The following is a 25,526-nucleotide window of genomic DNA, read 5'->3' on the forward strand; positions in this document are numbered from 1 at the left end:
ATGAAGACCACCACCCACGTTGCCGCCGCCGTCCTGGCCCTGGCGGCTTCCGGCGCCCAGGCGGCCGACGCCGTCATCGCCTCGCCCGATGGCCGCGTCGCGCTGCGCATCACCGACGACGGCAGCCAGTTCAGCGTCAGCCGCCGCGGCGAAGCCGTCATCGCGCCCTCGCCCCTGGGGCTGGAGCTGGAAGGCCAGGCCCTCGGCGCGTTGACGCTGGAGTCGCGCCAGGACGTCGCCGAAGACCGCGTCATTCCCCTCGTCGCCACGAAGGCGGCCACGGCCCGCGACCACTACCGTGGCGCGACGCTCACCTTCCGCGAGGCGGGCGCCGGCCGCCGCGTCTTCATCGATGCCCGCGCCTACGACGACGGCGTCGCCTTTCGCTACCGCCTCGAGGACACCGGCCCCGTGAAGCTGCGCGGCGAACGCACGGCCTTCGCGCCGGCCGGCGACCCGTCGTGCCTGGTCACGCCGGCCGACGGTTCGCACGAGCAGGCGTTCGAGCGCCTGAAGGTCTCGCAGCTGAAGCCCGGCGTCGCCTACGATGTGCCGGTGGTCTGCGCCACGCCGTCGGGCCGCACGCACTACGCCATCACGCAGGCCAATCTGCAGGGCTACACCGGCGCGTCACTGCGGCAGGAGGGCAACGCACTGCGCCTGCACCTGTCCGGCGTGCCGGGACGCGCCGGCCCCGCCTTCGTCTCGACCGCTGGCCTGACGACCGCCTGGCGCGCCGTCATGATGGCCGACCAGGCCGGCAAGCTGATCGAGTCCCACCTCGTCGGCAACCTCAACCCGGCACCGCAAGGCGACTTCAGCTGGGTCAAGCCCGGCAAGGCGGCATGGGACTGGTGGTCCGGCCCGCTGGTGGGCATGAAGCCCGACCTGGGCGCCTACAAGCGCTTCATCGACTTCGCCGCCGAGTCCGGCTTCCCCTACTACCTCATCGACGCCAACTGGGCCTCGGGCCCGAGCGGCTGCTGCGATGCCAGCCCGGAGACCGACATCACGCGACCGGCCAAGGGCATCGACATGCCCGAACTCGCGCGCTACGCCGCAGCCAAGGGCGTCGGCCTGCTGCTGTGGGCCCACTGGGTGCATGTGGACGCGCGCATGGACGAGGTGCTGGACACCTACGTCCGCTGGGGCATCAAGGGCGTCAAGGTCGATTTCATGAACCGTGACGACCAGCAGGTGGTGGACTTCTACGAGCGCATTGCCGCCGCCACCGCCAAGCGCAAGCTGCTGCTGGACCTGCACGGCGCCTATGTGCCCGCCGGCCTGCAGCGCACCTATCCCAACTACATCACGCAGGAGGGCGTGCTCGGTGCCGAGTGGAGCAAGATGACCACGCGCACCACCCCCAGCCACAACGTGACCCTGCCGTACACGCGCATGCTGGTCGGCCCGATGGACTACACGCCCGGGGGTTTCCGCAACGCGACACCGGCCACCTTCGAGGTCCGCGCCGAGATGCCGCTGGTGCAGAACACGCGCGGCCAGGCGCTGGCGATGTACGTCGTCTACGACAGCCCGCTGCAGATGGTGTCGGACGACCCCACGAACTACCGCGGCGAGCCGGGCTTCGACTTCATCAAGCGCGTGCCGACCGCCTGGGACGAGACCCGTTTCCTCTCCGGCGAGCCGGGACAGGGCATCGTGCTGGCGCGCCGCCAGGGCAAGACCTGGTACATCGGCGCGATGACGGGCGACCAGGCCCGCACGCAAAAGGTCTCGCTCGGCTTCCTGCCGGCCGGCAACTGGCGCGCCAAGATCTGGCAGGACGGCGAGGTCGTGCGCGAGGTGCGCCGCACGGAGCGCAAGGTGACCCGCAAGGACGTGCTGAGCCTGTCGCTGGCCGCGGCTGGCGGCGCCGCCGTGGTGCTGGAGCCATTGCCTGCCAAGTGACCAGCGTCGCAGTGCCATGACATCGACGAACCAGCTCCGGTCTTCGCCCGTGAAGTTCAGCAAACGACTCGCCGTTCTCTCCATCGTCACCGCGACCGTGGTGGCTGGCTGTGGCGGTGGTGGCGCGACGCCGGCCCTGGCACCCGCACCCGCACCAGCACCAGCACCAGCACCAGCACCAGCACCGGCACCGGCACCGGCACCGGCACCGGCCGTCGCTTTTGAATGGAAATCCAGCGAGCCCTTGATCAAGCCGCCGGCTGACCGGACGGACATCTTGGGCGTCAAAGACCCGACCATCGTCTATCACGACGGCCGCTATCACGTCTTCATGACCACGGCCGGGAAGAACGGCTGGGGCTTGGCCTACACGAGCTTTGCGAACTGGCAGGAGGCTCCCAATGCCCCTCAGTTCATGCTGGACAAGTCGCCCATGGGGCCCGGCTATCGCGCAGCACCCCAGGTCTTCTACTTCGCGCCGCACAAGCTCTGGTACCTGATCTACCAGGGCGGCGACCCGCTGTATTCCACGAGCAGCAACATCGCCGACCCCCTGTCGTGGACGGCGCCCAAGCCCTTCTATGCAAACGTGCCGGCGAGCGTGAAGGACGCCAAGGGCAATGCGACCTGGCTGGACTTCTGGAACATCTGCGACGACAGGAAGTGCCATCTCTTCTTCACGGGCGACAACGGCAGCTTCTACCGCGGTGAGACGACGATCGAGCGCTTCCCTCAGGGCTTCGCCGACCCCGTCGTCGTCATGAAGGAAAAGCTCGAGGACATGTTCGAGGCGAGCAACACCTACAAGATCACCGGCACCGACCAGTACTTGACGCTGATCGAGGCGATGGGGCCCAAGGGCAGGTATTTCCGGGCCTGGACCGCCGACCGCCTGGACGGCACCTGGCAACCCGTTCCCGGCGCCCCGATGAACCTGTTCGCTGGCACCGACAACGTCAAGTTCGACGGCCGGATCTGGTCCGAAGGCGTGTCCCACGGCGAAATGATCCGCGACGGCATCGACCAGACGCTGAGCATCGACCCCTGCCTGCCGCTGAGGTTCCTCTTCCAGGGCCTGGATCTGGAAAAAGGCAAGACGTATGAATACATCGAGCTGCCTTATCGGCTGGGCCTGATCACCGCCACCGCCCCCAACGCCATCAGCGTGTTGTTCAAGAAATGAACGCCTGCCCTGCCTCGTGATCAGCGCCACCGCGCCATCCCCGTCAACGAACCACACGCCTTTTTCGCCATGAAGTACAGCAAACAACTCTCCGTTTTCTCCATCGTCACCGCGACCCTGGTGGCGGGTTGTGGCGGCGGTGGTGGCGACGCGCCAGCACCCGCGCCCACACCTGCCCCTGCCCCTGCCCCGGCTCCGGCCCCTGCCCCGGCTCCGGCTCCGGCTCCGGCTCCTGCACCCGCTCCTGCTCCGGCCGACGGCACCACCTGGGCGAGCGTGAAGTGGGGCGGTGGCGGCTATGTCACCGGCCTCGTCTTCCATCCGACCACCGCCAACCTGCTGTACGCGCGCACCGACATCGGCGGCGCCTACCGCTGGAACCAGGCCGCTGCGTCCTGGGTGCCCATCACTGATGGCCCGGGCTTCGGTGCAGCCGAAGCCCGGTACCACGGCGTCGAAAGCATGGCCGTCGATCCGAACAACGACCAGCTCGTCTACATGGCCGCCGGCATGTACGTGTCCGAAGGCAATGGCCGCCTGTACATCTCCAGCGACCGCGGTGACCACTGGACCTACGTCGCCCTGCCCTTCCCGCTGGGTGGCAACAATCCCGGCCGGGCCATCGGCGAACGCCTGATGGTCGACCCCAACAAACCGTCGACGCTGTTCTACGGCTCGCGCACGGCCGGCCTGTGGAAGAGCATCGACTCGGGCCTCACCTGGGCCCAGGTCACGTCGCTGTCGACCCTCAAGATGACCGCGGACCAGCTCAACGCCAACGGCGGCACCGCGATGGGCGTCGAGACGCTCGTCTACGACACCGGCAGCAAGGGCAGCGGCTCGGCCACGCAGACGATCTACGCGCCCATCGCCCCGCACTACGTCAAGGCAGCGGGCCTGGGCTCGAACCTGTACAAGTCGACCAATGGCGGCACGTCGTGGACCGCGATCTCGACGCCGGTCACCGGCTATCACATCCCGCACATGGTGCGCGCTGCGGATGGCATGTTCTATGTCGTGTTCACCCAGGACTCCGGGCCAGGCGCCGGCGGCCCCGCGCGGCTCTACAAGTTCGACGGCAACAACTGGACCCTGCTGAAAGACCCGAACAGCGGCGGGACCGGAACGGGCCTTGGCCTCGGCGGACTGTCCGTCTCCGGCACCGGCTCGACCACCCGCATTGCGCTGGGTGTGACCAACACCTGGGGCAACTACAGCGGTCAGCAGGCCATTCAGTGGTCAAGCGACGCCGGCAAGACCTGGCGCGAGATCGCGGCCACCATGCCGCGCACGCCGGCCGACGGTTCCTTCTGGGGCTGGCCCGACGACGTCGAGATCGATCCGTCCAACCCCGACCGCGTGCTGCACGTCCATGGCGGCGGCATCTGGGAAACGCGCAACGCTTCCTCGGCCACGCCGAGCTGGAACGAGGCGATCGACGGTCTGGAGGAGACTGCCGTTCTCGGCCTGGCCACGCCGCCGGCCGGCGCCACGTACACCTTGATCAACAGTTCGGGCGACGTCGGCCCCTGGGTGCACACCAATCTGGCGACGAAGCCGACCTTGACGCCGGGTACCAGCTGGAGCAACGGCTTCGCCGCCGACATGGCGTGGGCCGACCCGCAATACATCGCCTCCATCGGCGTTGTCCTCGGTACCAGCACCGGCTTCGGCTACTCGTCTGGCGACGGCGGCAAGACCTGGGCGAAGTTCGCCACTTACCCGACGGGCGTCGCGGACAACAAGGGTGGAGAAGCGAGCATCGCCGTCACGGCGCGCAACAAGGCGGTCTGGGCGCCCGGCTATTCGGTGCCGTCCTACACCACGGACAACGGCGCCACCTGGGTGCCGACCAATCTGCCGGCGATCAACAGCATCTACCCCCGCGCCTACCGCCTGGCCGCAGATCGCAAGAACCCGAACAAGGTCTATGCCTACGATTCCGGTGGTCACTGGTGGGGCACGCCGGGCAAGGTCTACGTCTCGACGGATGGCGGCCACACGTTCACGCTGAGCCCCGGCTCGGTGGCCGCGGGGCTGGCGCCCAACTATTTCGGGAACACCTCGCTGGCGGTCAACCCCAATGCCGAGGGCGACCTCTGGCTGGCCGACGGCAACGCCGTCTACCACTCGACCGATTCGGGCGCGACCTGGGCCAAGCTCAGCAACTTCGCGTCGATCTTTGTCGGCAACCCATGGGCCGACGTGCAGGGCGCCTCGGCGGTGGCCCTGGGCAAGGCCAAGCCTGGCGCCACGTACTCGGCGGCGGTCTATGTGGTGGGCGTGGTGGGTGGCGTCTGGGGCGTCTACCGCTCCGACGACGGCGGCGCCACCTGGTCGCGCTTCAACGACGACGCCCACCAGTTCGGCGGCATCGGCGCGCTGGCGGCCGACCAGAACGTCTATGGCCGCATCTATTTCAGCGGCACCGGCCGGGGCCTGCTGTACAGCAACTGAACCTCCGTCTCCTTCATCTCCTTTCTTCAATCGCCCATGAACAAGAAAACGTCGACGGGCACCGTGCCCGATGAACCCGGCCGCCGCAGCTTCGTGCGCACCGTCGCAGGCGCCGGTCTGGCTGCCGTGGCCGGCGGGTCGGCGGCTGCTGCCCCCGCGCCTGCCGCCAACACCTCCGCCGTGGGCGCCCCAGAGCCCGGCCTGCCCTTCCACGCCTGGGCGCCCGCGCCGCCCATGGGTTGGAACAGCTGGGACGCCTTCGGCGCCAGCGTCACCGAAGCCGAGTACCTGGACAACGCACGCATCCTGGCCGAGCGCTTCCTGCCCTTCGGCTACGACACCGCCACCGTCGACATCCAGTGGTACGAGGCAGGCGCCACGTCGGGGTGGTACCGGAACTTCGCGCCGCTGGTGCTGGACGGCAACGGCCGCCCGCAACCCGCGCCCAATCGCTTCCCCAGCGCCGCCGGCGGCCGTGGCTTCGCGCCGCTCGCCGCCCAGGTGCACGCCATGGGCCTGCGCTTCGGCGTGCACATCATGCGTGGCATTCCGCGCCAGGCGGTCGGGCTGGAGCTGCCCATCGCCGGCAGCAAGTACCGCTGCAACGAGGTGGCCAACGCCGGCTCGACCTGCGCCTGGAACACCGACATGTGCGGCGTCAAGCCCGAGCACCCCGGCGCCTTCGACTGGTACCGCGCCTGGTTTGCCCAGCTGGCCGAATGGGGCGTGGACTTTGTCAAGGTGGACGACATCGCCGCCCCGAACTACCAGGCGAAGGAAGTGGAGCTGATCCGCCGCGCCATCGACGCCACCGGCCGGCCCATGGTGCTGAGCCTGTCGCCCGGCCCGTCGCAGCTGGAGCACGCGGCGCACCTGCAGGCGCATGCCAACCAATGGCGCGTGTGCAACGACTTCTGGGACACCTGGCCGCAGCTGCGCGACAACCTCGTGAACCTGGTGAAGTGGGCGCCGCACGCCCGCGCAGGCGCCTGGCCCGATGCGGACATGCTGCCCGTCGGCAAGATCGGCCTGCGCAACTACGACGAGCAAGGCCGCGGCGAGCGCGAAACCGGTTTCACGCGTGACGAGCAACTGATGATGCTCACGGCCTGGACCTGCGCGCGCAGCCCGCTCATCCTCGGCAACGATCTGCGCAAGCTCGACGACTGGACGCTGCGCCTGGTGACCAACCCCGAGGTGCTGGCGCTGCTGCGCGTGCCCGGGGCACGCGAGTGGCACTCGGTGGCACGGGGCCATCGCTTCGTTTGCACCGGCCCGCAAGGCACCTGGGCGGCGTGGCTGAACACCGGCGAAGCGCCATGGCAGGTGCCACTGCCGGCATGGCTGCCCGACGCCAGCCGCGACTGCTGGGCGCGTGCGGACCTGCCCGCAGGCACCCGCCAGCTCACCATCCCACCCCATGGCGCGCGGCTCGTGCGTTGCGCTTGAACACCTGACTGCGAGTTGCCATGAAACGTCGAGACCTCTTCGGCCTGATGGTCTGCACTGCGGCGGGTGCGCAGGCGGCCCCCACCGGCAAGGCCGTCTCCCATCCTTCGGCGCTGGATGCCGCTGGGCAGCTGCGCGCCCTGCCCATGGACGGGCCACCTGACGGCTTCGGCTGGCGGCGCGTCGCCGAGGGCCTGCAGTTCCGCTCTAGCGGGCTGACCAAGAGCGTGCTCTTCTACGGCCCGGGCCTGGTACGCGTCGCCGCCCACCTCGGCCAGGCCCACACCACCCAGCCCAGCCTCGTCGTCGTGGCGCGGCCGCAAGCCGTTGCTTTCGACGTGCAGGAGACCGGCGACCAGCTCGCGCTCACCGGCGCAGGCCTGCGCATCACGGTGGACAAGCGCAGCGGGGCGCTGGCCTTCTTCGCCGCCGACGGCCGGCTGCTGACGCGCGAGCGCGAGCAGGCACCCATCGAACTCAAGCAAGTCGAGATCGCCGGCAGCCCCAGCTACACGCTGACGCAGACCTTCACGCTGACGCCCGACGAGTCCCTCTACGGCCTGGGCCAGTACGACGAGCCCTACATGGACTACCGCGGCCGCGACGTGCTGATGGTGCAGACCAACATCGGCATCGTCGTGCCCTTCCTGGTGTCCACGCGGCGCTGGGGCCTGCTGCTGGACGTCTATTCCAAGATGACGTTCCGCGACCGGCCCGAGGGCATGAGCTTCACGGCCGAGAGCGCGCCGGCCGGCGCCGACTACTACCTCACGGCTGGCCCCGACATGGACGCCGTCATCCGCGGCTACCGCCACCTGACCGGAAGCGCGCCGATGTTCCCCAAGGCCGCCCTGGGGCTGTTCATGAGCAAGGAGCGCTACCAGACCCAGCAGCAACTGCTGGACGTCGTCAAGCGCTTCCGCGCCGACCACTTCCCGCTCGACTACATCGTGCAGGACTGGCAATACTGGGGTGGCGAGAAGAACGGTGTCTGGGACGGCAAGTGGAGTGGCATGGTCTGGGACGCCGAGCGCTTCCCCGACCCCGCCGGCATGGCGCGCGAGCTGCACGGCAAGCTCAACGTCAAGCTGATGGCCTCCATCTGGCCGAGCGTCGGCAACGACACGGACCTGGCCCGCGAGCTGGATGCCAAGAAGCTGCGCTTCGAGCCGCTGCACTGGATCTCCAAGAAGGCGCGCATCTACGACGCTTTCAGCGCCGAGGGTCGCCGCATCTACTTCAAGCATGCCAAGAAGGGGCTGCTGGACATCGGCGTGGATGCCTTGTGGATGGACGGCACCGAGGTCGAGGTTGGCGGCGCCGCCCACGACGCGCGCGAGGTCGAGGCCGACATCAAGAAGCTGGGCATGACCGCGATGGGCGACACCACGCGCTACCTCAACGTCTACACGCTGGTGACGACGCGCGGCGTCTACGAGGGCCAGCGCGCCGCGAAGGACCTCGCGGCCAAGCGCGTGCTGACGCTGACGCGCTCCGCCTGGGCCGGGCAGCAGCGCTATGCGGCCATGTCCTGGTCCGGCGACACGACGGCCTCCTGGACCACGTTCCGTGCGCAGATCGCCGGAGGCCTCAACGTCGCGATGGCCGGCCAGCCCTACTGGACGCAGGACACCGGCGGCTTCTTCGTCAACTACGGCGGCGGCCAGCACAACCCGTCCTGGCGCGAGCTGTACGCGCGCTGGAACCAGTTCGGCATCTTCAACCCGGTCTACCGCATCCATGGCACCAACGTCGACCGCGAGCCCTACCTGTTCAAGATGATGGACCCGCAGGTCTACGTCTCGCTGCTGAGCGCCGCGCAGCTGCGCATGCGCCTGCTGCCCTATCTCTACGGCCTGGCCTGGCGCAGCACGCAGGACGGCTACACGATGATGCGCGGCCTGGCCATGGACTTCCCCGACCAGCCGGCGCTGCGCAAGGTCGACGACACCTACATGTTCGGCCCCGCCTTCCTGGTGCAGCCGATCACGCGGGCCATGTTCCATCCCGAGGCCCCGCCGCCGCTGACCGTGCCAGCCACGCAGTTGCGCACCCCCGACGGCCAGCGCGGCCTGGTGCTGGAGTACTTCGACGGCATGAACTTCGAAAAGCCGGCGAGCCGCACTGTCGACACCGTCGTGGCCCACCACTGGCCCGATCCGCCGCTGGGCAGCATCCCACCGGGGCTGAAGGGCCTGAGCAACTTCTCGGTGCGCTGGACAGGCGAGATCACCATGCCGGAGAGCGGCGAGTACGAACTGGGCGTCGAGGGCGACGATGGCTTCCGCATGTGGCTGGACGACAAGCTGGCCGTCGACGACTGGGCCATGGGCGCCGCCCGCTTCAAGGGTCAGGTCATGATGCTGCGCGAAGGCCAGGTGCTGAAGGTCCGCGTGGACTTCTTCCAGGCAGGCGGCGGCCGCGTGCTGCGCCTGGCTTGGCGCACGCCCGCCCAGCGGCGCGAGGCGGCCGAGGCCCAGCGCAAGATCGACCAGAGCCAGGCCACGCTGTTGCCGGCGGGTTGCGACTGGTTCGACTTCTGGACCGGCAAGCAGCACACCGGCGGTGGCCGCGTCGAGCGCGACTACACGCTGGACCAGTTCCCGCTGTTCGTGCGCGCCGGCTCGGTCGTGCCGCTGGGCCCCGTCGTCGAGCACACCGGCCAGGACCACGACGCGCCGTGGGAGATCCGCATCTACCCCGGCGCCAACGCAAGCTTCATCCTCTACGACGACGACGGCGAGACCTACCGCTACGAACGCGGCGAGCGCGCCACCACCGCGCTGCGCTGGGACAACGCGCGCCGCACGCTGCATGTCGGCGTCCGGCAGGGTCGCTTCCCCGGCATGGTCGCGCGCCGCGAGCTGAACGTTCGCCTGATGGCGTCGTCAGACCAGAGCGAGCAGACGCGCACCGCGCAGTACGACGGCCGCGGCCTGGCGCTCCACTTTTCCAAAGAACACGAGACACGATCACCATGAAGAGGACCCTGCTGGCCTGCGCCCTCGCGCTAGCCACCCTTCAACCCACCCTGGCCCAGGACGCCAAGAGCCCGCAAGGTCGCCCAGACTGGCCCGGCGCCGGCCGGCTGTTCGCCGGGGTCAACTACCAGCCCGTGGACCGCACGCTGGAACAGGTGAAGTCCGACGTCGCGTTGATGAAGCAGTCCGGCTTCAGGGTCGTGCGCATGGGCGACCTGGCCTGGGACTATTTCGAGCCCGAGGAGGGGAAGTTCGACTTCAAGCACTTCGACGCCGTGATGGCCGAGGTGCATGCCGCCCGCATCCAGGTCATCCTCGACATCCCAGGCGCGCCGGCACCGATGTGGCTGCACCACAAGTACCCCGGTGTGGACATCGTCAACCAGGCCGGCACGCGCCTGGCGCCGGCCGAGCGCTACATGGACAACACCGCCGACCCGGACTACCGGCGCCTGGCCACCCGCATGGCCGACACGCTGGTCAAGCGCTATGCCAAGCACCCCGCCGTGCTCGCCGTGGGCTATGACAACGAGATCGGCAACGGCTTCATGTCCTACTCCGAGGCCGACCGCAAGCGCTTCGTCGAATGGCTGAAGAAGCGCTACGGCAGCATCGAGACGCTGAACAAGGCCTGGGCCACGCAGCGTTGGTCGCGCCGCGTCGGCCAGTGGGACGAGGTGCGCCTGCCCCTGGCCGACGGCCCTGGGCCCGCCGAGCGCTACCTCGACCTGCGGCGCTTCTGGTCCGACATGACCCTCGCCACGCTGGCCGACCGGGAGGCGGTGCGACGCAAGCACACGCCGGACAAACCGGTGCTGTCCAACTACTGGGACTGGTCCGGCCGCAAGGGCTTCGACTACCTGGGCAGCTACCGCGATCACACCACCTTCGGCGCGATGGGCTTCTATGCCGGCGACGCCATCAACGGCGGCTGGGAGGCGGCGCTGATCAAGGGCGGCATGACGGTGCCCACCTGGTTCAACGAGTTCACGGCCGGGGGCGGCGGCTCCTACGGCAGCAAGGGCTGGTCGCGCATGTGGGCGCACTTCGTGCTGCTGATGGGCGGACAGGCCGCGCTCGCCTGGACCTTCAACAGCCACCTCGGCGGCGAGGAGCAGGCGCTGTGGGGCCTGATCGACCATGACGACCGACCCTCGTGGCGGCTGGCCGAATGGGCCCGCATTGCCGGCGACTACACCAAGCTGGAGAAGCTCGGCTTCCCGCGCAAGGTCGAGCCCAAGGTGGCCATCGCCTATTCCTTCGACAACGTGCATGCCACCAGCCCCAACGGCCCGAGCAACACGGTGCGCCAGTACATCAAGGCGCCCTACATCAAACAGGCGCACGGCGCCTTCGAGCCGCTGCTGAAGGACAACATCGACGTGGCCGTCATCAAGCTCACGTACGAGGACCTCAGCCGCTATCGGCTGATCATCCTGCCGGGCATGTACCTGCTGGACAAGGCCGCCACCGAAGCGGTGCGCAAGTTCGTCGCCGACGGCGGCACGGTCGTCATGACGGCGCAGTCGGCCAAGGTGGACGACAACAACCAATGGCACGCCACGCCCAAACCCGCCGGCCTGACCGACGTCTTCGGCCTGCGCACCAACGAGTTCTACGACTGGGTTGGCACGGTCAAGCTGGGCGACGAGGAGATCAAGGGCACGGTCAACCACTTCGAGGTGCTTGAGCCCTCTACCGCCCAGGTGCTGGCGCGCTTCAGCAACTTCGACGGCCAGCCCCCGGCGATCACGGTCAACAGCTTCGGCAAGGGCCGGGCCGTCTACGTCGCCACCACGGCGCAGGCGCCGATCATGAAGCCGCTGCTGCACCAGCTCTACACCGAGCTGGGCATAGCGCCCGGCCCCAAGACGCCGGACGGCGTGTACGCCCGCGCCGTCGACGGCCGCGTGCTCTACGTCAACACCAACTGGACGCCGGTGGACGTGCCGATCAGCGGCGCGATGCAGGGCGTGCTGGGCGGCCAGCGTTGGGACAAGACGCTGAAGCTGGAGGCGCTTGGCGTGGAAATGCTGGAACCCCGGAATTGAAGATGGCCCCCGAGAGACGAGAACGAACCCGATGAAGAAGAAGACCTCCGCTCTGCTGCTGGCCCTGCTGGCCGCCACCGCCGAGGCCGACGTGCGCCTGGCCGAAGTGTTCAGCGACCACATGGTGCTGCAGCGCGACCGCCCGCTGAACCTCTGGGGCCAGGCCACGCCCGGCCAGACGCTGAGCGTCGACCTTGGCGGCCGCAGCGGCACGGCCCGCGTCGGCGCCGATGGCCGCTGGCGAGTGCAGCTCGCGCCGCTGCCGGCCGGCGGCCCGCACCGCCTCGTCGTCAAGGGCGACCAGACCGTCGTACTGAACGACGTGCTGGTCGGTGACGTCTGGCTGCTCGGCGGCCAGTCGAACATGGAGTGGCCGCTGGCGCAGACCGACACCGGCCCGCAGGAAATGGCCTCGCCGCAGAACGCGCAGCTGCGCCACCTGCGCGTGCCGCTGCGCGCCAGCGTGCAACCCGAAGCCGACATCGCGCCCGCGCCCTGGGTCGTTGCGGAGCCCGGTCGCGTGGCCGAGTTCAGCGCCATCGGCTACCACTTCGCGCGCCAGATGCAGGCCGTGCAAGGCGTGCCCATCGGTCTGATCAACACCGCCTGGGGCGGCTCCATGCTGGAGACCTGGATGAGCCGCGACGCGGCGTTGCGCGACCCCGACCTCGCCCCCGCCGTGCGCGCCTTGCCGGCCGACAACGCTGCCTTCACCGCGGCGCTGGGCCAGCGCATGCTGCCCCGCATCGCCGCCTGGCAGAAGGGTCTGCCGGTGGAGGGTGCGGACGCCTCGGGCTGGTCTGCCGCTGCCGACATCGACGCCGACTGGCCCACGCTGCAGGCGCCCGGCAACTGGGAAGGCCAAGGACTGGCCGATGTCGACGGCGTCGTCTGGATGCGCAAGCGTGTCGAGCTGAAAGCCGCCCAGGCCGCGGGAGCGGCGCAGCTGCACCTGGCCAAGGTGGACGACTGCGACGAGGTCTGGGTCAACGGCCAGAAGGTCGGCGGCCAGTGCGGCTGGGAGCAGGCACGCCACTACACACTGCCGGCCGGCCTGCTGCGCGCGGGCGCCAACTGGATCGCCGTGCGGGTGACCGACACCGGCGGTGGCGGCGGCATCCATGGCGAGGCCGCCGACCTGCGTCTGGACACGGCGGCTGGCACCGTGTCGCTCGTCGGCCCCTGGCGGGCACGCGTCGAGAAGCTCGTGGTGGCTGGCGGCCCCGTGGCGAACAACGCCCCGGCCCTGGGCCACAACGGCCTCGTCGCACCGCTGCAAGGCCTGTCCGTGCGCGGCGTGCTCTGGTATCAGGGCGAGGAAAACTCCGGGCGCGCGGCGGCCTATGCCGACGGCTTCAAGCGCCTCATCCAGGACTGGCGCGACCAATTTGGCGATGCCAAGCTGCCCTTCTTCTTCGTGCAACTGGCCTCGTGGCGGCCCATGGCCGAGAACCGGCCCGACGGCAACGGCTGGGCCGAACTGCGCGCCAGCCAGGCCGCGGCCCTGGCCCTGCCCCACACCGGCATGGCCACGGCGATCGACGTGGGTGATGCGATCGACATCCACCCGCGCAACAAGCGCACCGTGGGCCAACGCCTGGCCGCGCTGGCGATGCACGAGCTGGGCCTGCGCACCGCCCCGGCCACGGGCCCTCGCCTGATCGGCCATCAGTCGAAAGGCGGCGAATTCGAGCTGCGCTTCGACACCACCGCCGGCGGCTTGCGCACGGCACGCACCGGCGAGCCGCTGCGCGGCTTCTACCTAGCGGGCGCCGATCGGCGCTGGGTGCCGGCCGAAGCCCGCTTCGACGGCGACCGCATCGTGCTGCGCGGCGCCGCTGTGCGGTCGCCTGTCGCTGCGCGCTATGCCTGGGTCAACAACGCGAGCGAAGCCAATGTGGTCGGCGGCGACGGCCTGCCCCTACCGCCCCTGCGCACCGACGACTGGCCGCTGGAGTCGGCAGCGCGGCGCTACGGGCGCTGAGCCCGACGTCCGTTCGACGCACCGCTCAACGGCGCTCTTCCCATCCCCTTCAAGTGAATCTCTGCATGCACCACCTCATCCGACGCGCCGCTCGTACCGTCGCGCTGCTCTGCTTCATCGCCATCACGCCCGCCCACGCCGACGGGACGCTGAAGCTGGAGGCTCCCAAGCCCAATGTCGCGCCGACCCCGCCGATGGGCTGGAACTCGTGGAACAAGTTCGACTGCAACGTCAGCGAGCAATTGATCCGCCAGCAGGCCGACGCCATGGCTGCGTCCGGCATGAAGGACGCCGGCTACCAGTACATCGTCATCGACGACTGCTGGCAGAAGAGCCGCGATGCCGACGGCAACATCCAGGCCGACCCCGAGCGCTTCCCGTCGGGCATCAAGGCACTGGCCGACTATGTGCACGCCAAGGGCCTGAAGTTCGGCCTCTACTCCGATGCCGGCTCACTGACCTGCGCCGGTCGCCCGGGCAGCGCAGGCCGTGAGTTCCAGGACGCGAGCCAGTACGCCAAATGGGGCGTGGACTTTCTGAAATACGACTGGTGCAACACCGGCACCCGCAACGCCGAGGCGGCCTACACCGTCATGGCCAAGGCCCTGCGCGAGTCCGGTCGCGACATCGTGTTTTCCATCTGCGAATGGGGCACCGACCATCCCGAGCGCTGGGGCCCGACGGTGGGCCACCTGTGGCGCACCACCCATGACATCTACGACGGTTGGGAAAGCACGAAGGACAAGGGGAATGGCATGACCAACATCCTGGACATGCAAGCCGCGCGCGGTGGCCAGTCGGCGCCCAATGCCTGGAACGACCCTGACATGCTGGAAGTGGGCAACGGCGGCATGACGACGACCGAGTACGAGTCGCACTTCTCGCTGTGGGCCATGCTGGCCGCGCCGCTGATCGCTGGCAACGACCTGTCGAAGATGGACGCCGACACGCTGCGCATCCTCACCAACAAGGACGTCATCGCCGTCGACCAGGATCCGCTGGGCCAGCAAGGCTGCCGCGCGCTGAAGCAAGGCGACCTCGAGGTCTGGGTCCGTCCGCTGGCAGGCGGCGAGTACGCCGCAGTGCTGTTCAACCGCGGCAAGACGCCGGCCGACATGAAGGTGGCTTGGGAACAGCTCCAGTTGCCCGTCGACCAGAAGGCCGACGTGAAGGACCTGTGGAGCAAGAAGGTCACGAAGGGCGTGCGCGGCAGCTACGGCGGCAAGGTGGCGCCGCATGGCGTGATCATGGTGCGCATCAAGGCCGCGCCATGACGGGGACGGTGAATGCCTGCCACCCGACGCGGATGACCGAGTCGCTGCCGGGTCCGTCATGCGGATGAAGTCACTGCTGCTCACTCTGGCGGTTCTGGTCTGCGGCGCCCAGGCCGATGCGCTGACCGTGAAGGACGCCAAGTCGCTGGAGTCCGCCCTGCAGCGGGCGCGGACCGACAAGCGCATCCGCCGCATCGAACTGGCTGCTGGCAACTACCAGCTGTCGGCGCCCATCGTCATTGATGAGGCGCTGTCGGGCACGGCAGACGAGCCTTTCGTGCTCGCCGCGGCGCCGGGTGCCCAGCCCGTGCTGAGCGGCGCGACGTCGCTGCCGGCACTGCGCTGGGAGCGCTGGAAGGACGGCCTCTGGCGCGCCCGGTTCGCTGGCGCAGCGTTCCAGCGCCTGTGGCTGGGGCAGCACGCGCTGGTGCGCGCCCGCTACCCCAATGTTGACCCGGCAAACCCGGGCTTTGGCGGCGCCGCCGATGCCACGTCGCCCGAGCGCCTGGCGCGCTGGCATGACCCGCAAGGCGCCGTGCTGCATGCGCTGCATGGTTATGGCTGGGGCGGGCTGCAGATCCCCATTCTCGGCAAGAAACCCGACGGCAGCCTCCTCCATGGCGAACAGCTCGCCAACAACCGCGTCATGACGCCGAGCGACAAGGACCGTTACGTCGAGAACGTGCTGGAAGAGCTGGACGCGCCTGGCGAGTGGTTCCACGACCGCCGCGAGGGCTGGCTCTATTTCAAGCCACTGGCTGGCGAACGGCCGCCGGCACGAGGCTTTCGCGGCAGCGCGCAAGAAGCCCTGATCCGCATAGAGGGCAGCAAGGCTCAGGTGCAGCACGTTCGGGTTCTCAACCTGGTGTTCCGGGAAACGGAGCCCACCTTCCTGAAGGCCACCGAGCCGCTGCTGCGCTCGGACTGGAAGTTCCATCGCGTCGGTGCCGTGACCATCGAGAACGCCGGCGACGTTCGCATTGAGGGCTCCGAGTTCATCGACCTCGGCGGCCACGCCATCGTCGTCAGTGGGCGCGTACAGCGCGTGACGGTTTCGGGCAACCACATCCACGACATCGGCGGCACGGCCGTGGCCTTCGTCGGCCGGGCGGAGGCCGTGCGTTCACCGCTGTTCGAGTACCACGAGCAGCTGGACGTCGCAGCCATCGACCGCACGCCCGGCCCGAAGTCGGACGCCTATCCCAAGGACTCCGAGGCGAGCGACAACCTCATCCACGACATCGGCCAGATCGACCGCCAGGCCACCGGCGTGCAGATCGCGATGGCCGCGCGCATCACGGTCGACCACAACAGCATCTACCGCATGCCGCGGGCCGGCATCAACATCGGCGACGGCACCTGGGGCGGCCACCGCATCACCCACAACGACGTGTTCGACACCGTGCGCCTGACCGGCGACCACGGCAGCTTCAACAGCTGGGGCCGCGATCGCTTCTGGCACCCCGACCGCGCCGAGATGGACCGCCGGGCGGCTACCTACCCCGTGCTGGCGCTGCTGGATGCCATGGAGCCCATCGTCATGCGTCGCAACCGCTGGCGCTGCGACCACGGCTGGGATGTGGACCTGGACGACGGCGCCTCCAACTACGTCATCGAAGAGAACCTGATGCTGGCCGGTGGGCTCAAGCTGCGCGAGGGCTTCCAGCGCATCGTGCGCAACAACATCCTCGTGGGCGGCAGCTTCCACCCGCATGTGTGGTTCGACAACGGCGGTGACGTGTTCGAGTCCAACCTCGTCATGGGGGCGCACCAGCCGGTGGAGATCAAGCGTTGGGGGCGCAGCGTCAACCGCAACCTCTTCATCGCCGAGGCCGACCTGCGAGCCGCCCAGGCCCGCGGCACCGACGCCGATTCGGTCGCCGGTGACCCGCGCTTCGCCGCGCCGGAACGTGGCGACTACACGGTCACGAACGCGGCACTTGCCGCGCGCGCCGGCTTCGTCAACTTCCCGATGGATGACTTCGGCGTGCGGCCGGCGCGGCTGAAGGCGCTGGCGGAGCAGCCCGAATTCCCCATGCCCCGGGCGCTGAGCCAGGTTGCAACGCTGCAAGCCGTGCAACTGCAGGGCCTGAGCCTCAAGCCCGTCGAGACCCTGGGAGAGCAGTCGGCCGCCGGCCTCGGCGACAAGGCCGGCCTCATCGTGCTGGCGGTCGAGGCAGGCAGCGTCGGCGCGGCCGCCGGCTTGCAGGCACGCGACGTCATCGTCAGCGCCGCCCAGCAACCGATCAGCGATGTCGCGACCCTGCAGTCGCTGCTGGCCGCAGGCCCGCGCGTCGAACTCACCATCGTGCGCAACCAGGCGCGCGTCCTGCTGCATTGGCCGCGCCGGGCCGCCGAAGCGAATCCGAGCAAACCATGATCCCAACGTCAAACATCAACATGAGACAAGCTTCCCTCTTTTCCTGGGTGTTCTGGGCCCTCGCACTGGCCTTCGCCGTGGGCAGCGCCAGCGCTGCGGACGGCGCGCGCCAGCGCACCCGCATCGACGAGGGCTGGCGCTTCGCGCTGGGCCACGCACAAGACCCGGCGAAGGACTTCGACCACGGCACGCGGTCGTTCTTCTTCGCCAAAGCCGGCKTTGGCGACGGCCCCGCTGCGGCGGACTTCGAGGACCGGCCATGGCGCCGCGTCGACCTGCCACACGACTGGGCCGTGGAGCTGCCGTTCAGCTCGCACGGCAGTCCGGCGCACGGCTCCAAGGCCATCGGCCGGGGCTTCCCCGAGAACAGCATCGGCTGGTACCGGCGTGAGCTGGCCGTTCCCGCGTCGGCGCGCGGCCAGCGCATCGCGCTGGAGTTCGATGGCGTGTTCCGCGACAGCGTTGTCTGGGTCAACGGCCACTACCTGCACCACGAGGCCAGCGGGTACTCGAGCTTCAACGTCGACATCACCGACTACCTGAACTTCGGCGGGCGCAACGTCGTCGCGGTGCGCGTGGACGCCACCACGCCGGAGGGCTGGTGGTACGAAGGCGCGGGCATCTACCGCCATGTCTGGCTGACGCAGACGGCGCCGCTGCACGTGGCGCCCCAGGGCAGCTTCGTGCGCGCCACCGTCGCCGGCGACCACGCTGAGGTGGCCGTCGACACCACGGTGCGCAACGGCGGCAATGCGGCCGAGTCCTTCAGCCTGCAACACGAGTTGCGCGACCCCGCCGGCCGCATCGTCGCCCGCGCCAGCGTGCCGACTGGCCGCGTGGCCGCCGACGCCAGCCTGGACGTGACAGCCCGACTGAGCGTCAAAGCGCCGCAGCTGTGGTCACTGGAGACGCCGCAGCGCTATACGCTGACGACCCTCGTCAAGCGCGGCGCCGAGGTCGTCGACCGTATCGACACGCCCTTCGGCATCCGCACCATCCGCTTCGATGCCAACGAGGGGTTCTTCCTCAACGGCCGCCACGTCAAGCTGCACGGCGTCAACAACCATCAGGACCATGCCGGCATCGGCATCGCCCTGCCCGACGCCATGCACGAGGCGCGGCTGAAGATGCTCAAGGGCATGGGCGTGAACGCCATCCGCTCGGCACACCATCCGGCGACGCCCGAGCTGCTGGATGCCTGCGACCGGCTCGGCATCCTTGTCATCGACGAGCACCGCATGATGGGCACTGCGCCGCAGATCCGTGACGAGCTGGAGCGCATGGTGCGGCGCGACCGCAACCACCCGTCGGTGATTCTGTGGTCGGTGGGCAACGAGGAATGGGCCATCGAGAACACCGAGATCGGCACGCGCCTGGCGCAGCAGATGCAGGCCATCGTGCGCCGCCTGGACCCGACCCGGCCCGCAACGCTGGCCGCCTCCAGCTCGGGCCAGGCCGAGGGCACATCGGTCGGCTCGCAGGTCATCGGCTTCAACTACAAGGGCCAGCATGACATCGACGCGATGCACCGGCGCTTCCCCGACCGAGCATCGGTCGTCACCGAGGAAGGCCTGACCTACGCGACGCGCGGCATCTACACCGACGACCCGGCCCGCGTGCACATCGCCGCCTACGACAAGCGCTCGGGGGGCGACTCGACCTCGAGCATCGAGGAGGCCTGGCGCTTCAACGCCGAGCGCCCCTTCCTGGCCGGCGTGTTCTTCTGGACCGGCTTCGACTACCGCGGCGAGACCACGCCCTTCGGCTGGCCCGCCGTCTCGTCGCAGTTCGGCATGATGGACACGACCGGCGCGCTGAAGGACAGCGGCCAGTACCTGAAGGCCGCCTGGACTGCCGAGCCCATGGTGCACGTGCTGCCGCACTGGAACTGGCCGGGTCGCGAAGGCCAGCCCGTCGACGTGCGCGTCTACGCCAACACCGACGAGGTCGAGCTGCTGCTGAACGGCAGCTCGCTCGGCCGCAAGGCGCTGCAACGCTACGGCCACCTGCAGTGGAGCGTGCCCTACGCGCCGGGCAGCCTGGTGGCGCGCGGCTACCGAGCCGGCCAACTCGTCACAACGCAGACCGTGGCCACCACGGGCGACGGCGCCGCGGTGCGGCTGACCGTCGACCGCGCGCGGCTGCGCGCCGGCGGTGACGATGTCGCGGTGGTCACCGTGAACGTCGTCGACCGCGAGGGCCGCGTCGTTCCCACCGCGGCCCACCGCGTCGCGTTCGAGGCCAGCGGGCCGGTGCGGCTCATCGGCATGGGCAACGGTGACCCCGGCTCGCACGAGGCCGACCGACCGACCGAACTGCATCGCTACGCAGCCGCCACGCGCTGGCGCCACCGCAGCATCGCCCGGCCCGAGGAGGCGGCCGCGCTGATGGCCGGGACAGGTGGCACCGGCGACGCCGGCTGGCGTGACCCCTTCGCCTGGGTTCCGCCGGAGCAGCAGCCCGCCGACAGTGCCTGGAACGTGGTGCAGGCCACCATCACATGCAAGGCGCCCGCCGGCGAACGCCAGGTGCTGCTCCTGGGCGAGATCGCGCCGGGCGTGCAGTTCCATCTCGACGGCCGCCCGGTTTCGGTGCGACAGGAGGCTGGCATGGCGGTCATCGATTTGGACCCGACTGCGGGCGCCGAGGCCACGCTGACCGCCGTCTTCCCGACACCGGCCGGTGGCACGCGCGCGCTGTTCGACGGCGCGCAGGGTGGCCGCCGCTGGGCCACGCTGCGCACCACCACACCGGCCGCACCCTGGCAGCGCAGCGTGTTCAACGGCCAGGCCCAGGTGATCCTGCAGTCCACCGGCAAGGCCGGGGACGGCGGCCGCGCCACGCTGCGCGCCGTCAGCGACGGCCTTGCGCCTGCTGCGACGGTGATCGAGATCTTCTGAGCGCCGACAAGTCTTACAGGCTGCCGGACAACAGCCGAACGTCACAAAACAACTTATGACCTCGCCCTCTCACGATCCCGCTCCGCCGACCGCCGAACCTGCACAGCCGCCGCGATGGGGCCGCCGGTTCAACGGCTACGCGCTGACCATTGCGGTGATCTTCCATCTGCTGCTGCTGATAGCGGTGCTGTCGTGGCGCTCACAGGTGCCGCCGCCAAAGAAGCCCCCCATCACGGGTATGAAAATCATCCAGCCCAAGACGGCATCGAAGCCTCCCGAGCCCCCGCCGCTGCCGCCCAAGATGCCCGATCTGGCGCCTCCGGTCATACCCGAGCTCCCGGTGATCGAGGTACGCAAGGTCGAACCCGTGCCACCCCCGCCTCCGCCTCCGCCTCTGCCTCCGCCCCCGCCGCCTGTGCCTGTGCCGGTGCCGCCGCCCCCTGCGCCGCTTGCGGCGGCCGCCCCGGCTGCCAGCAGCGCGGCGCCGGCCAAACTGTTTGACGAATGTGGAGACGCGCCGGACCGGCCGATGGTGGCTGAGGTTTACCGCCTGCGCGAAGGCACCACGTCCGTGAATGAAATGCGCCGGCGCAAACCCATCAAGACCGTTTGCCTGGCCCAGCTCGACATCACACCGCGTGACTTCCGCGACGGCTTCCCGGGCCTGGACATCAACGAATGGTTCGGGCTGGACATCCGCTTCACCGTCAACATCCCGCAGGACATCACCATGGATCTCATGCTGCTGTCTGACGACGGGGCCATCCTTACCGTGGATGGCGTGGAGGTGATCAACAACGACGGCATCCATGCGGCGAGCCCGCTGATGGACACGCTGAAGCTGGCCAAAGGCCTGCGCCACTTCCGTGTGCGCTACTTTCAGGGGCCTGGCTTTGGTCTCGCGCTGATGCTGGGTTGGAAGAAGCCGGACGGCAAGGACTACCAATACATCCCGCGCCGGCTGCTCGGCCGCCCGCCGACCGCTGCTTCGGCCCCACAGTAGGCCGAACGACATCGGGCGGATTCGATCCCAGGGGGAGCACAAGATGGACAAGACACCGACGGACCGCACGACCCGCCGCACGCGGTATGCCGTGTGCGTTCGGTGGTCTGTTCCACCCCTGCCCCCGAAGGCGCCATAGCGGCTCAGAGGGTGCGTCTGGCACCACGCCGGCCCAACGCCCCGCCTCAAGAACGCCGGGCTTGCGATCCAGTAGAGCGCTGCCCGCGCAGTTCAAAAGTCATGGAGAAATTGATCCCAGAATTTCACCGCGCCGAGCTTGGATAAACCGAACGCTGCCCAGCGATGGCGGTCGCTGGCTTCGGCAACGTGCCATCCAGTCTGTTGATCAGCACATTGTCGAAGTACGGCGTGCTGACCCTGTTCTGCGATGCGCCTGCCATCAGACCCGCCATTCCCTTCCCGTACAGCGTGTCGATCGCACTCACTACCGCTTTGCCATCGACGACGGCGGTGATGGTGGGACCATTGAAACGCAGCGCCAATTTGTGCCAGCGATTTGGCGAGATGCCCGCTAACCGAGCCGTCGCGAGCACTTTTTCGCCACCAGCACTGCTGTCGTTTTGCGCCTTGATCAAGGCCTGCTGCTCGGCGTCGCCTTCCAGCTTCTTCGGGTCAACCTTGCCGCGAACGACGACCAACCGCAACTGCCCACTGTCGTCCAGTTGCGCGAAGTAGCCCTTCGGCGTGACACCGAAACCCGTGCCAACGTGGTTCACACGCCCCATCACGGCGGCCGCGTCGCCAGGCTGCAGGTACACGTCGGCGCTGACTTCGTAGTCCTGCCAGGCGTCGTCGCCAACGATGGTGTATGGCTGCCAATCAGGACCCCACGAAATCGTTGGCACTGGCGTCATCTGACGCAGGCAACGTCCTTTCCCGCCCGGGCAAGCGGTCAACTCGAAGGCACCGCTGATGTCGGAGAAGTAGCGCGGCAAATATCCCCATTGCTTCGGGTCGGCGTATTGTTCGAAGGTCTCGTAATAGGGGAAGGGGAAAGCCTTGACCTCCGGGATCTTGTCGAAACCACCTTGGCGCTGCCCGCGAGTGGTCGTCAGCGAATAGACCGTATGCGGATCGAGGGTGAGCGTCACGACACCCTTGACCGGTTCGAGATCATCCTGGCGTACGAAATGCTCCTGCTCATTGCTGCGCCAGACGGCCAGCTTGTTCGACGACAGGCCGCCGCCAATTTCGAAACGGACCTGCTGCGGGGCTTTGGCAGCTTTGGTTTCCAGGATGACGCTGTAGTCGCCAGTTGGCGATTTCAGGGTGACATAAGTGCCGCCCGCCGTCAGGTCGCCACTAGCACCATTGAGGTAGCTCCAACCGATTTCGCTGAACTGACCGTAATGGGCGTAACCCCAAAGCACGGGGTTTAGCTGGTAATGCGCACTCCAAGGCCAGTTGGCCCGGATGGCCGCTTCTTTCTCTCCGGAATATGGGGTCATGGTGTACAAGCCGGCAATGCCATACCAGTTGACGACCTTGGTGGCGCCGCTGCGGACAAAATTCTCGTTGAAACCCTGCACCATCGATATCAGGCCGTCGTAGCCAGCCTTGTATACGTGCTGCTCGGTATTCCAGATCGGCTTGTTGAGGCTTCCAGCCAAATCGCGCACCGATGCGGGCGTGAATGATTCGGGCGGATTGATATGGGCGCCGATGATGTCGATCGAGTCGCGCAAGTCCTTGTCCGTCAGCATGTCCTTTACAAAATTGAATTTCCAATCGTCCGGCCAGTTGTCAAAGGCGTGAATCTTGGTCGACTTGAAACCGTTCGCGGTCAGCGTTGTGCGCAGCGCCTTGCTGAAGTCATAGCTCACGCCCTTTTCATTGCGAATGCCGATCGCGTCCAATTCCAGCCCATACACCTGGCGCAGGCCCTGAAGCCACTTCACATAGTAGTTGGCCGTGTCTTGTGAAAAGAAATCGAGGTCGCCCTTTTCGTCGCTGCCGGCATTTTTTGCAAACAGCGTACCCTGATCGCCCAGCCATCCGGGCGCGCTCCAGGCAGTGGCATCCAGCGAGAGTTTCGGGTTGCGTTTCTTGGCCTCCTGCATCACCCACCACATATAACCGCGCGAATGGTTCAAGTCATCGCGCTTGTGCATGTGACTGAGCATGGAGCCCTGCGTAGAGTTGCCGTCGCCGGGAATTTCGACATACAGCGCGATGACGGAAGCACCGAACCTGGGCTTGTACATCAAATCAAGAATCTGGCTGCGCTGGGGTTCCGGATAATCCTTCAACAAGACGGAGGTAGCCCCGCCCCCATCGACGATGCCAATGCCGTCAAAACGCTTCCCGCCCGCGTCGCCTTGCAGCGTAATGCACTGCTCCGACGCTGATGCGAGCACACTGTTTGATCCGACAATCAATAGCAGACATATAACCGGCAAGGAAAGGTCGCGCATACTAAAACTTCACGAAATCGTTGGATTGGGCTGCAAAGCTGAGCGCCCACCGGTCACAGCTGTAATCGCTTCGCGCCGGGATACCCGGTTACCACGGAGATCAGGGGCGGCTTAAGGGTCACAGGCTTCACTTGCGCTCAAAGCGCCAGTGATCGAACTCAAACATCGTCGGCTCGCCTTGACCCCTGAAGATGAGGTAGAGGTCGTGCAGGCCCGTGGCGCCCGAGACCGGCACGCTTTGCTGTTGCCACTGATCGCGGCCGCCGGTGCGGGCCACCGCCAGGGTGCCGAGATGCGGTCCATCGACGCTGTCGAGCCGCAATTCAATCTTGCCGCCTTCCGTCTCACTGGCCAGATTGGCGACGAAACGGGCCGCGCCCTTGCTGCCAAAGTCGACGCCGTTGACCTTGATGTAGCTGAGATCGGTGATGCGTGTGACGACCATGCCGACCTTGTCATTGCGCGCGGTCTTGATGCCAGGTGCCCAGTCGAACTGGTGATCCCGATCCCGCTTCAGGCGCGACGTCCACGCCATGGTCTCGGCTTCCACGCGTTCGTAGGGCGACAAGGGTTTGAGAGGAGCGACGCCGGCGTTGTCCCACCAGGGGAGCATGTTGATGGTGCCGTCCGCGTTGTAGTCGAACCGGGTCACGGTGACGGAGCGGCGTTCGCGATGGATGGGCGTGTCGGCAAAGTTCAGCCGGTAGTTGAACCCGAACAGGTAGGACCCACCCATGTAGTCGACGATGCCCGGGTGGTTGCCGGTCGAGTTGGTGTTGTGGTCCATGATGTCGCCCTTGTAGACCCAAGGGCCGGTGGGCTTGTCGCTCATGGCGTAGCCGATGCCTTCGGGGCAGCAGGCCGACGCGTAGGCCATGTAGTACTTGCCCTGGCGCTTGTAGAACCAGGGGCCTTCCTGGTAGTTGCGCGGTTTGCCCTCGGCCTGCTGGATCTCGCCGCTGTAGGAGATCATGTCCGGGTTCAGCTTCACGTAGTACAGGTTCGGGTTGCCCCAGTACATATAGGCCTGCCCGTCGTCGTCGACGAAGACCGTGGGGTCGAAATAGCCGACGCCCTTGTCGATCAGCGGCTTGCCCAGCGCATCCTTGAACGGCCCCTCGGGCTTGTCGGCCACCGCGACGGCAATCACGCTCTTGGGCCAGCCCGGTACGCTCACCGACGCATAGAGGTAGAACTTGCCAGCGCGCTCGACCACCTGGGAAGCCCAGGCGTCGTTGTCCTGCACCGCCCAGGGAAAGGTCGCCAGCGACGCCACGACGCCCTTGTCGGTCCAGTTCGACATGTCGGTTGACGTGTAGAGCCGCCAGTTGCGCATCTTGAAGTCGCGGGCTTCGTCCTCGTCCTGCCCGGTGTAGAGGTAGACAACCCCCTTGTGCACCAACGGCGCCGGATCGGCGGTGAAGCTGGTCTGGACAACGGGGTTCTCGGCCTGGCTCGGCTGCGACCAGACGCAGGCCTGGACAAGCGCCAGGAGCGCAAGCACGCGCGCAATCATGG

13 protein-coding genes and 1 pseudogene are annotated in these 25,526 nt (G+C 67.9%); 11 read left to right on the forward strand and 3 right to left on the reverse strand.

What is annotated here, in order from left to right; all coding sequences use genetic code 11:
* Positions 1 to 1,911, forward strand: a complete 1,911-nt coding sequence (locus tag AC1D29_RS28400) for a glycoside hydrolase family 97 protein (RefSeq protein WP_477903921.1) — start codon at positions 1 to 3, stop codon at positions 1,909 to 1,911.
* Positions 1,912 to 1,997: 86 nt separating this feature from the next.
* Here the strand turns inward: AC1D29_RS28400 and AC1D29_RS28405 are convergent, their stop codons facing one another.
* Positions 1,998 to 2,120, reverse strand: a complete 123-nt coding sequence (locus AC1D29_RS28405; RefSeq protein WP_477903978.1) for a hypothetical protein — start codon at positions 2,118 to 2,120, stop codon at positions 1,998 to 2,000.
* Positions 2,121 to 2,140: 20 nt separating this feature from the next.
* On the opposite strand from AC1D29_RS28405, the pseudogene AC1D29_RS28410 reads away from it, so the two are divergent.
* From AC1D29_RS28410 to AC1D29_RS28455, 10 genes and pseudogenes are all read left to right on the forward strand, one after another.
* Positions 2,141 to 3,094, forward strand: a pseudogene (locus tag AC1D29_RS28410) (glycoside hydrolase family 62 protein); the annotation flags it as partial.
* 276 nt (positions 3,095 to 3,370) lie between these two features.
* Positions 3,371 to 5,551: a dockerin gene (locus AC1D29_RS28415; RefSeq protein WP_477903923.1), complete on the forward strand. Its 2,181-nt coding sequence runs from the start codon at positions 3,371 to 3,373 to the stop codon at positions 5,549 to 5,551.
* A 36-nt stretch (positions 5,552 to 5,587) separates the two neighbouring features.
* Positions 5,588 to 7,000 (forward strand): hypothetical protein, encoded by a 1,413-nt coding sequence (locus AC1D29_RS28420; protein WP_477903925.1) that lies wholly within the window; start codon positions 5,588 to 5,590, stop codon positions 6,998 to 7,000.
* A gap of 20 nt (positions 7,001 to 7,020) precedes the next feature.
* On the forward strand, positions 7,021 to 9,981 hold the full coding sequence (locus AC1D29_RS28425; RefSeq protein WP_477903927.1) for a glycoside hydrolase family 31 protein: 2,961 nt from the start codon (positions 7,021 to 7,023) through the stop codon (positions 9,979 to 9,981).
* A complete protein-coding gene (locus AC1D29_RS28430; protein ID WP_477903929.1) occupies positions 9,978 to 12,032 on the forward strand; it encodes a beta-galactosidase in 2,055 nt (684 codons plus the stop codon). The genes AC1D29_RS28425 and AC1D29_RS28430 overlap by 4 nt, the downstream gene beginning before the upstream one ends.
* A 31-nt stretch (positions 12,033 to 12,063) precedes the next feature.
* A complete protein-coding gene (locus AC1D29_RS28435; RefSeq protein WP_477903931.1) occupies positions 12,064 to 14,016 on the forward strand; it encodes a sialate O-acetylesterase in 1,953 nt (650 codons plus the stop codon).
* Positions 14,017 to 14,081: 65 nt separating this feature from the next.
* Entirely contained in the window at positions 14,082 to 15,290 is a 1,209-nt protein-coding gene (locus AC1D29_RS28440) for a glycoside hydrolase family 27 protein (protein ID WP_477903933.1), read from the forward strand.
* A 64-nt stretch (positions 15,291 to 15,354) separates the two neighbouring features.
* Positions 15,355 to 17,670, forward strand: a complete 2,316-nt coding sequence (locus AC1D29_RS28445; RefSeq protein ID WP_477903935.1) for a right-handed parallel beta-helix repeat-containing protein — start codon at positions 15,355 to 15,357, stop codon at positions 17,668 to 17,670.
* A gap of 20 nt (positions 17,671 to 17,690) precedes the next feature.
* Positions 17,691 to 20,570 carry a beta-galactosidase GalA gene (gene galA, locus AC1D29_RS28450; RefSeq protein WP_477903937.1) on the forward strand — a complete coding sequence of 960 codons (2,880 nt, stop codon included), beginning with the start codon at positions 17,691 to 17,693 and terminating at the stop codon, positions 20,568 to 20,570.
* Positions 20,571 to 20,625: 55 nt separating this feature from the next.
* Complete coding sequence (locus AC1D29_RS28455; protein WP_477903939.1) at positions 20,626 to 21,573, forward strand: PA14 domain-containing protein; 948 nt, start codon at positions 20,626 to 20,628, stop codon at positions 21,571 to 21,573.
* Positions 21,574 to 21,836: 263 nt separating this feature from the next.
* On the opposite strand, the gene AC1D29_RS28460 is transcribed toward AC1D29_RS28455, so the two are convergent.
* Together AC1D29_RS28460 and AC1D29_RS28465 are read right to left on the reverse strand one after the other, a co-directional pair.
* Complete coding sequence (locus AC1D29_RS28460; protein WP_477903941.1) at positions 21,837 to 24,008, reverse strand: 3-keto-alpha-glucoside-1,2-lyase-like domain-containing protein; 2,172 nt, start codon at positions 24,006 to 24,008, stop codon at positions 21,837 to 21,839.
* 127 nt (positions 24,009 to 24,135) lie between these two features.
* Complete coding sequence (locus AC1D29_RS28465; protein ID WP_477903943.1) at positions 24,136 to 25,512, reverse strand: glycoside hydrolase family 43 protein; 1,377 nt, start codon at positions 25,510 to 25,512, stop codon at positions 24,136 to 24,138.
* Positions 25,513 to 25,526: the final 14 nt, after the last annotated feature.

Source organism: Roseateles sp. P1_C6, assembly GCF_056406315.1.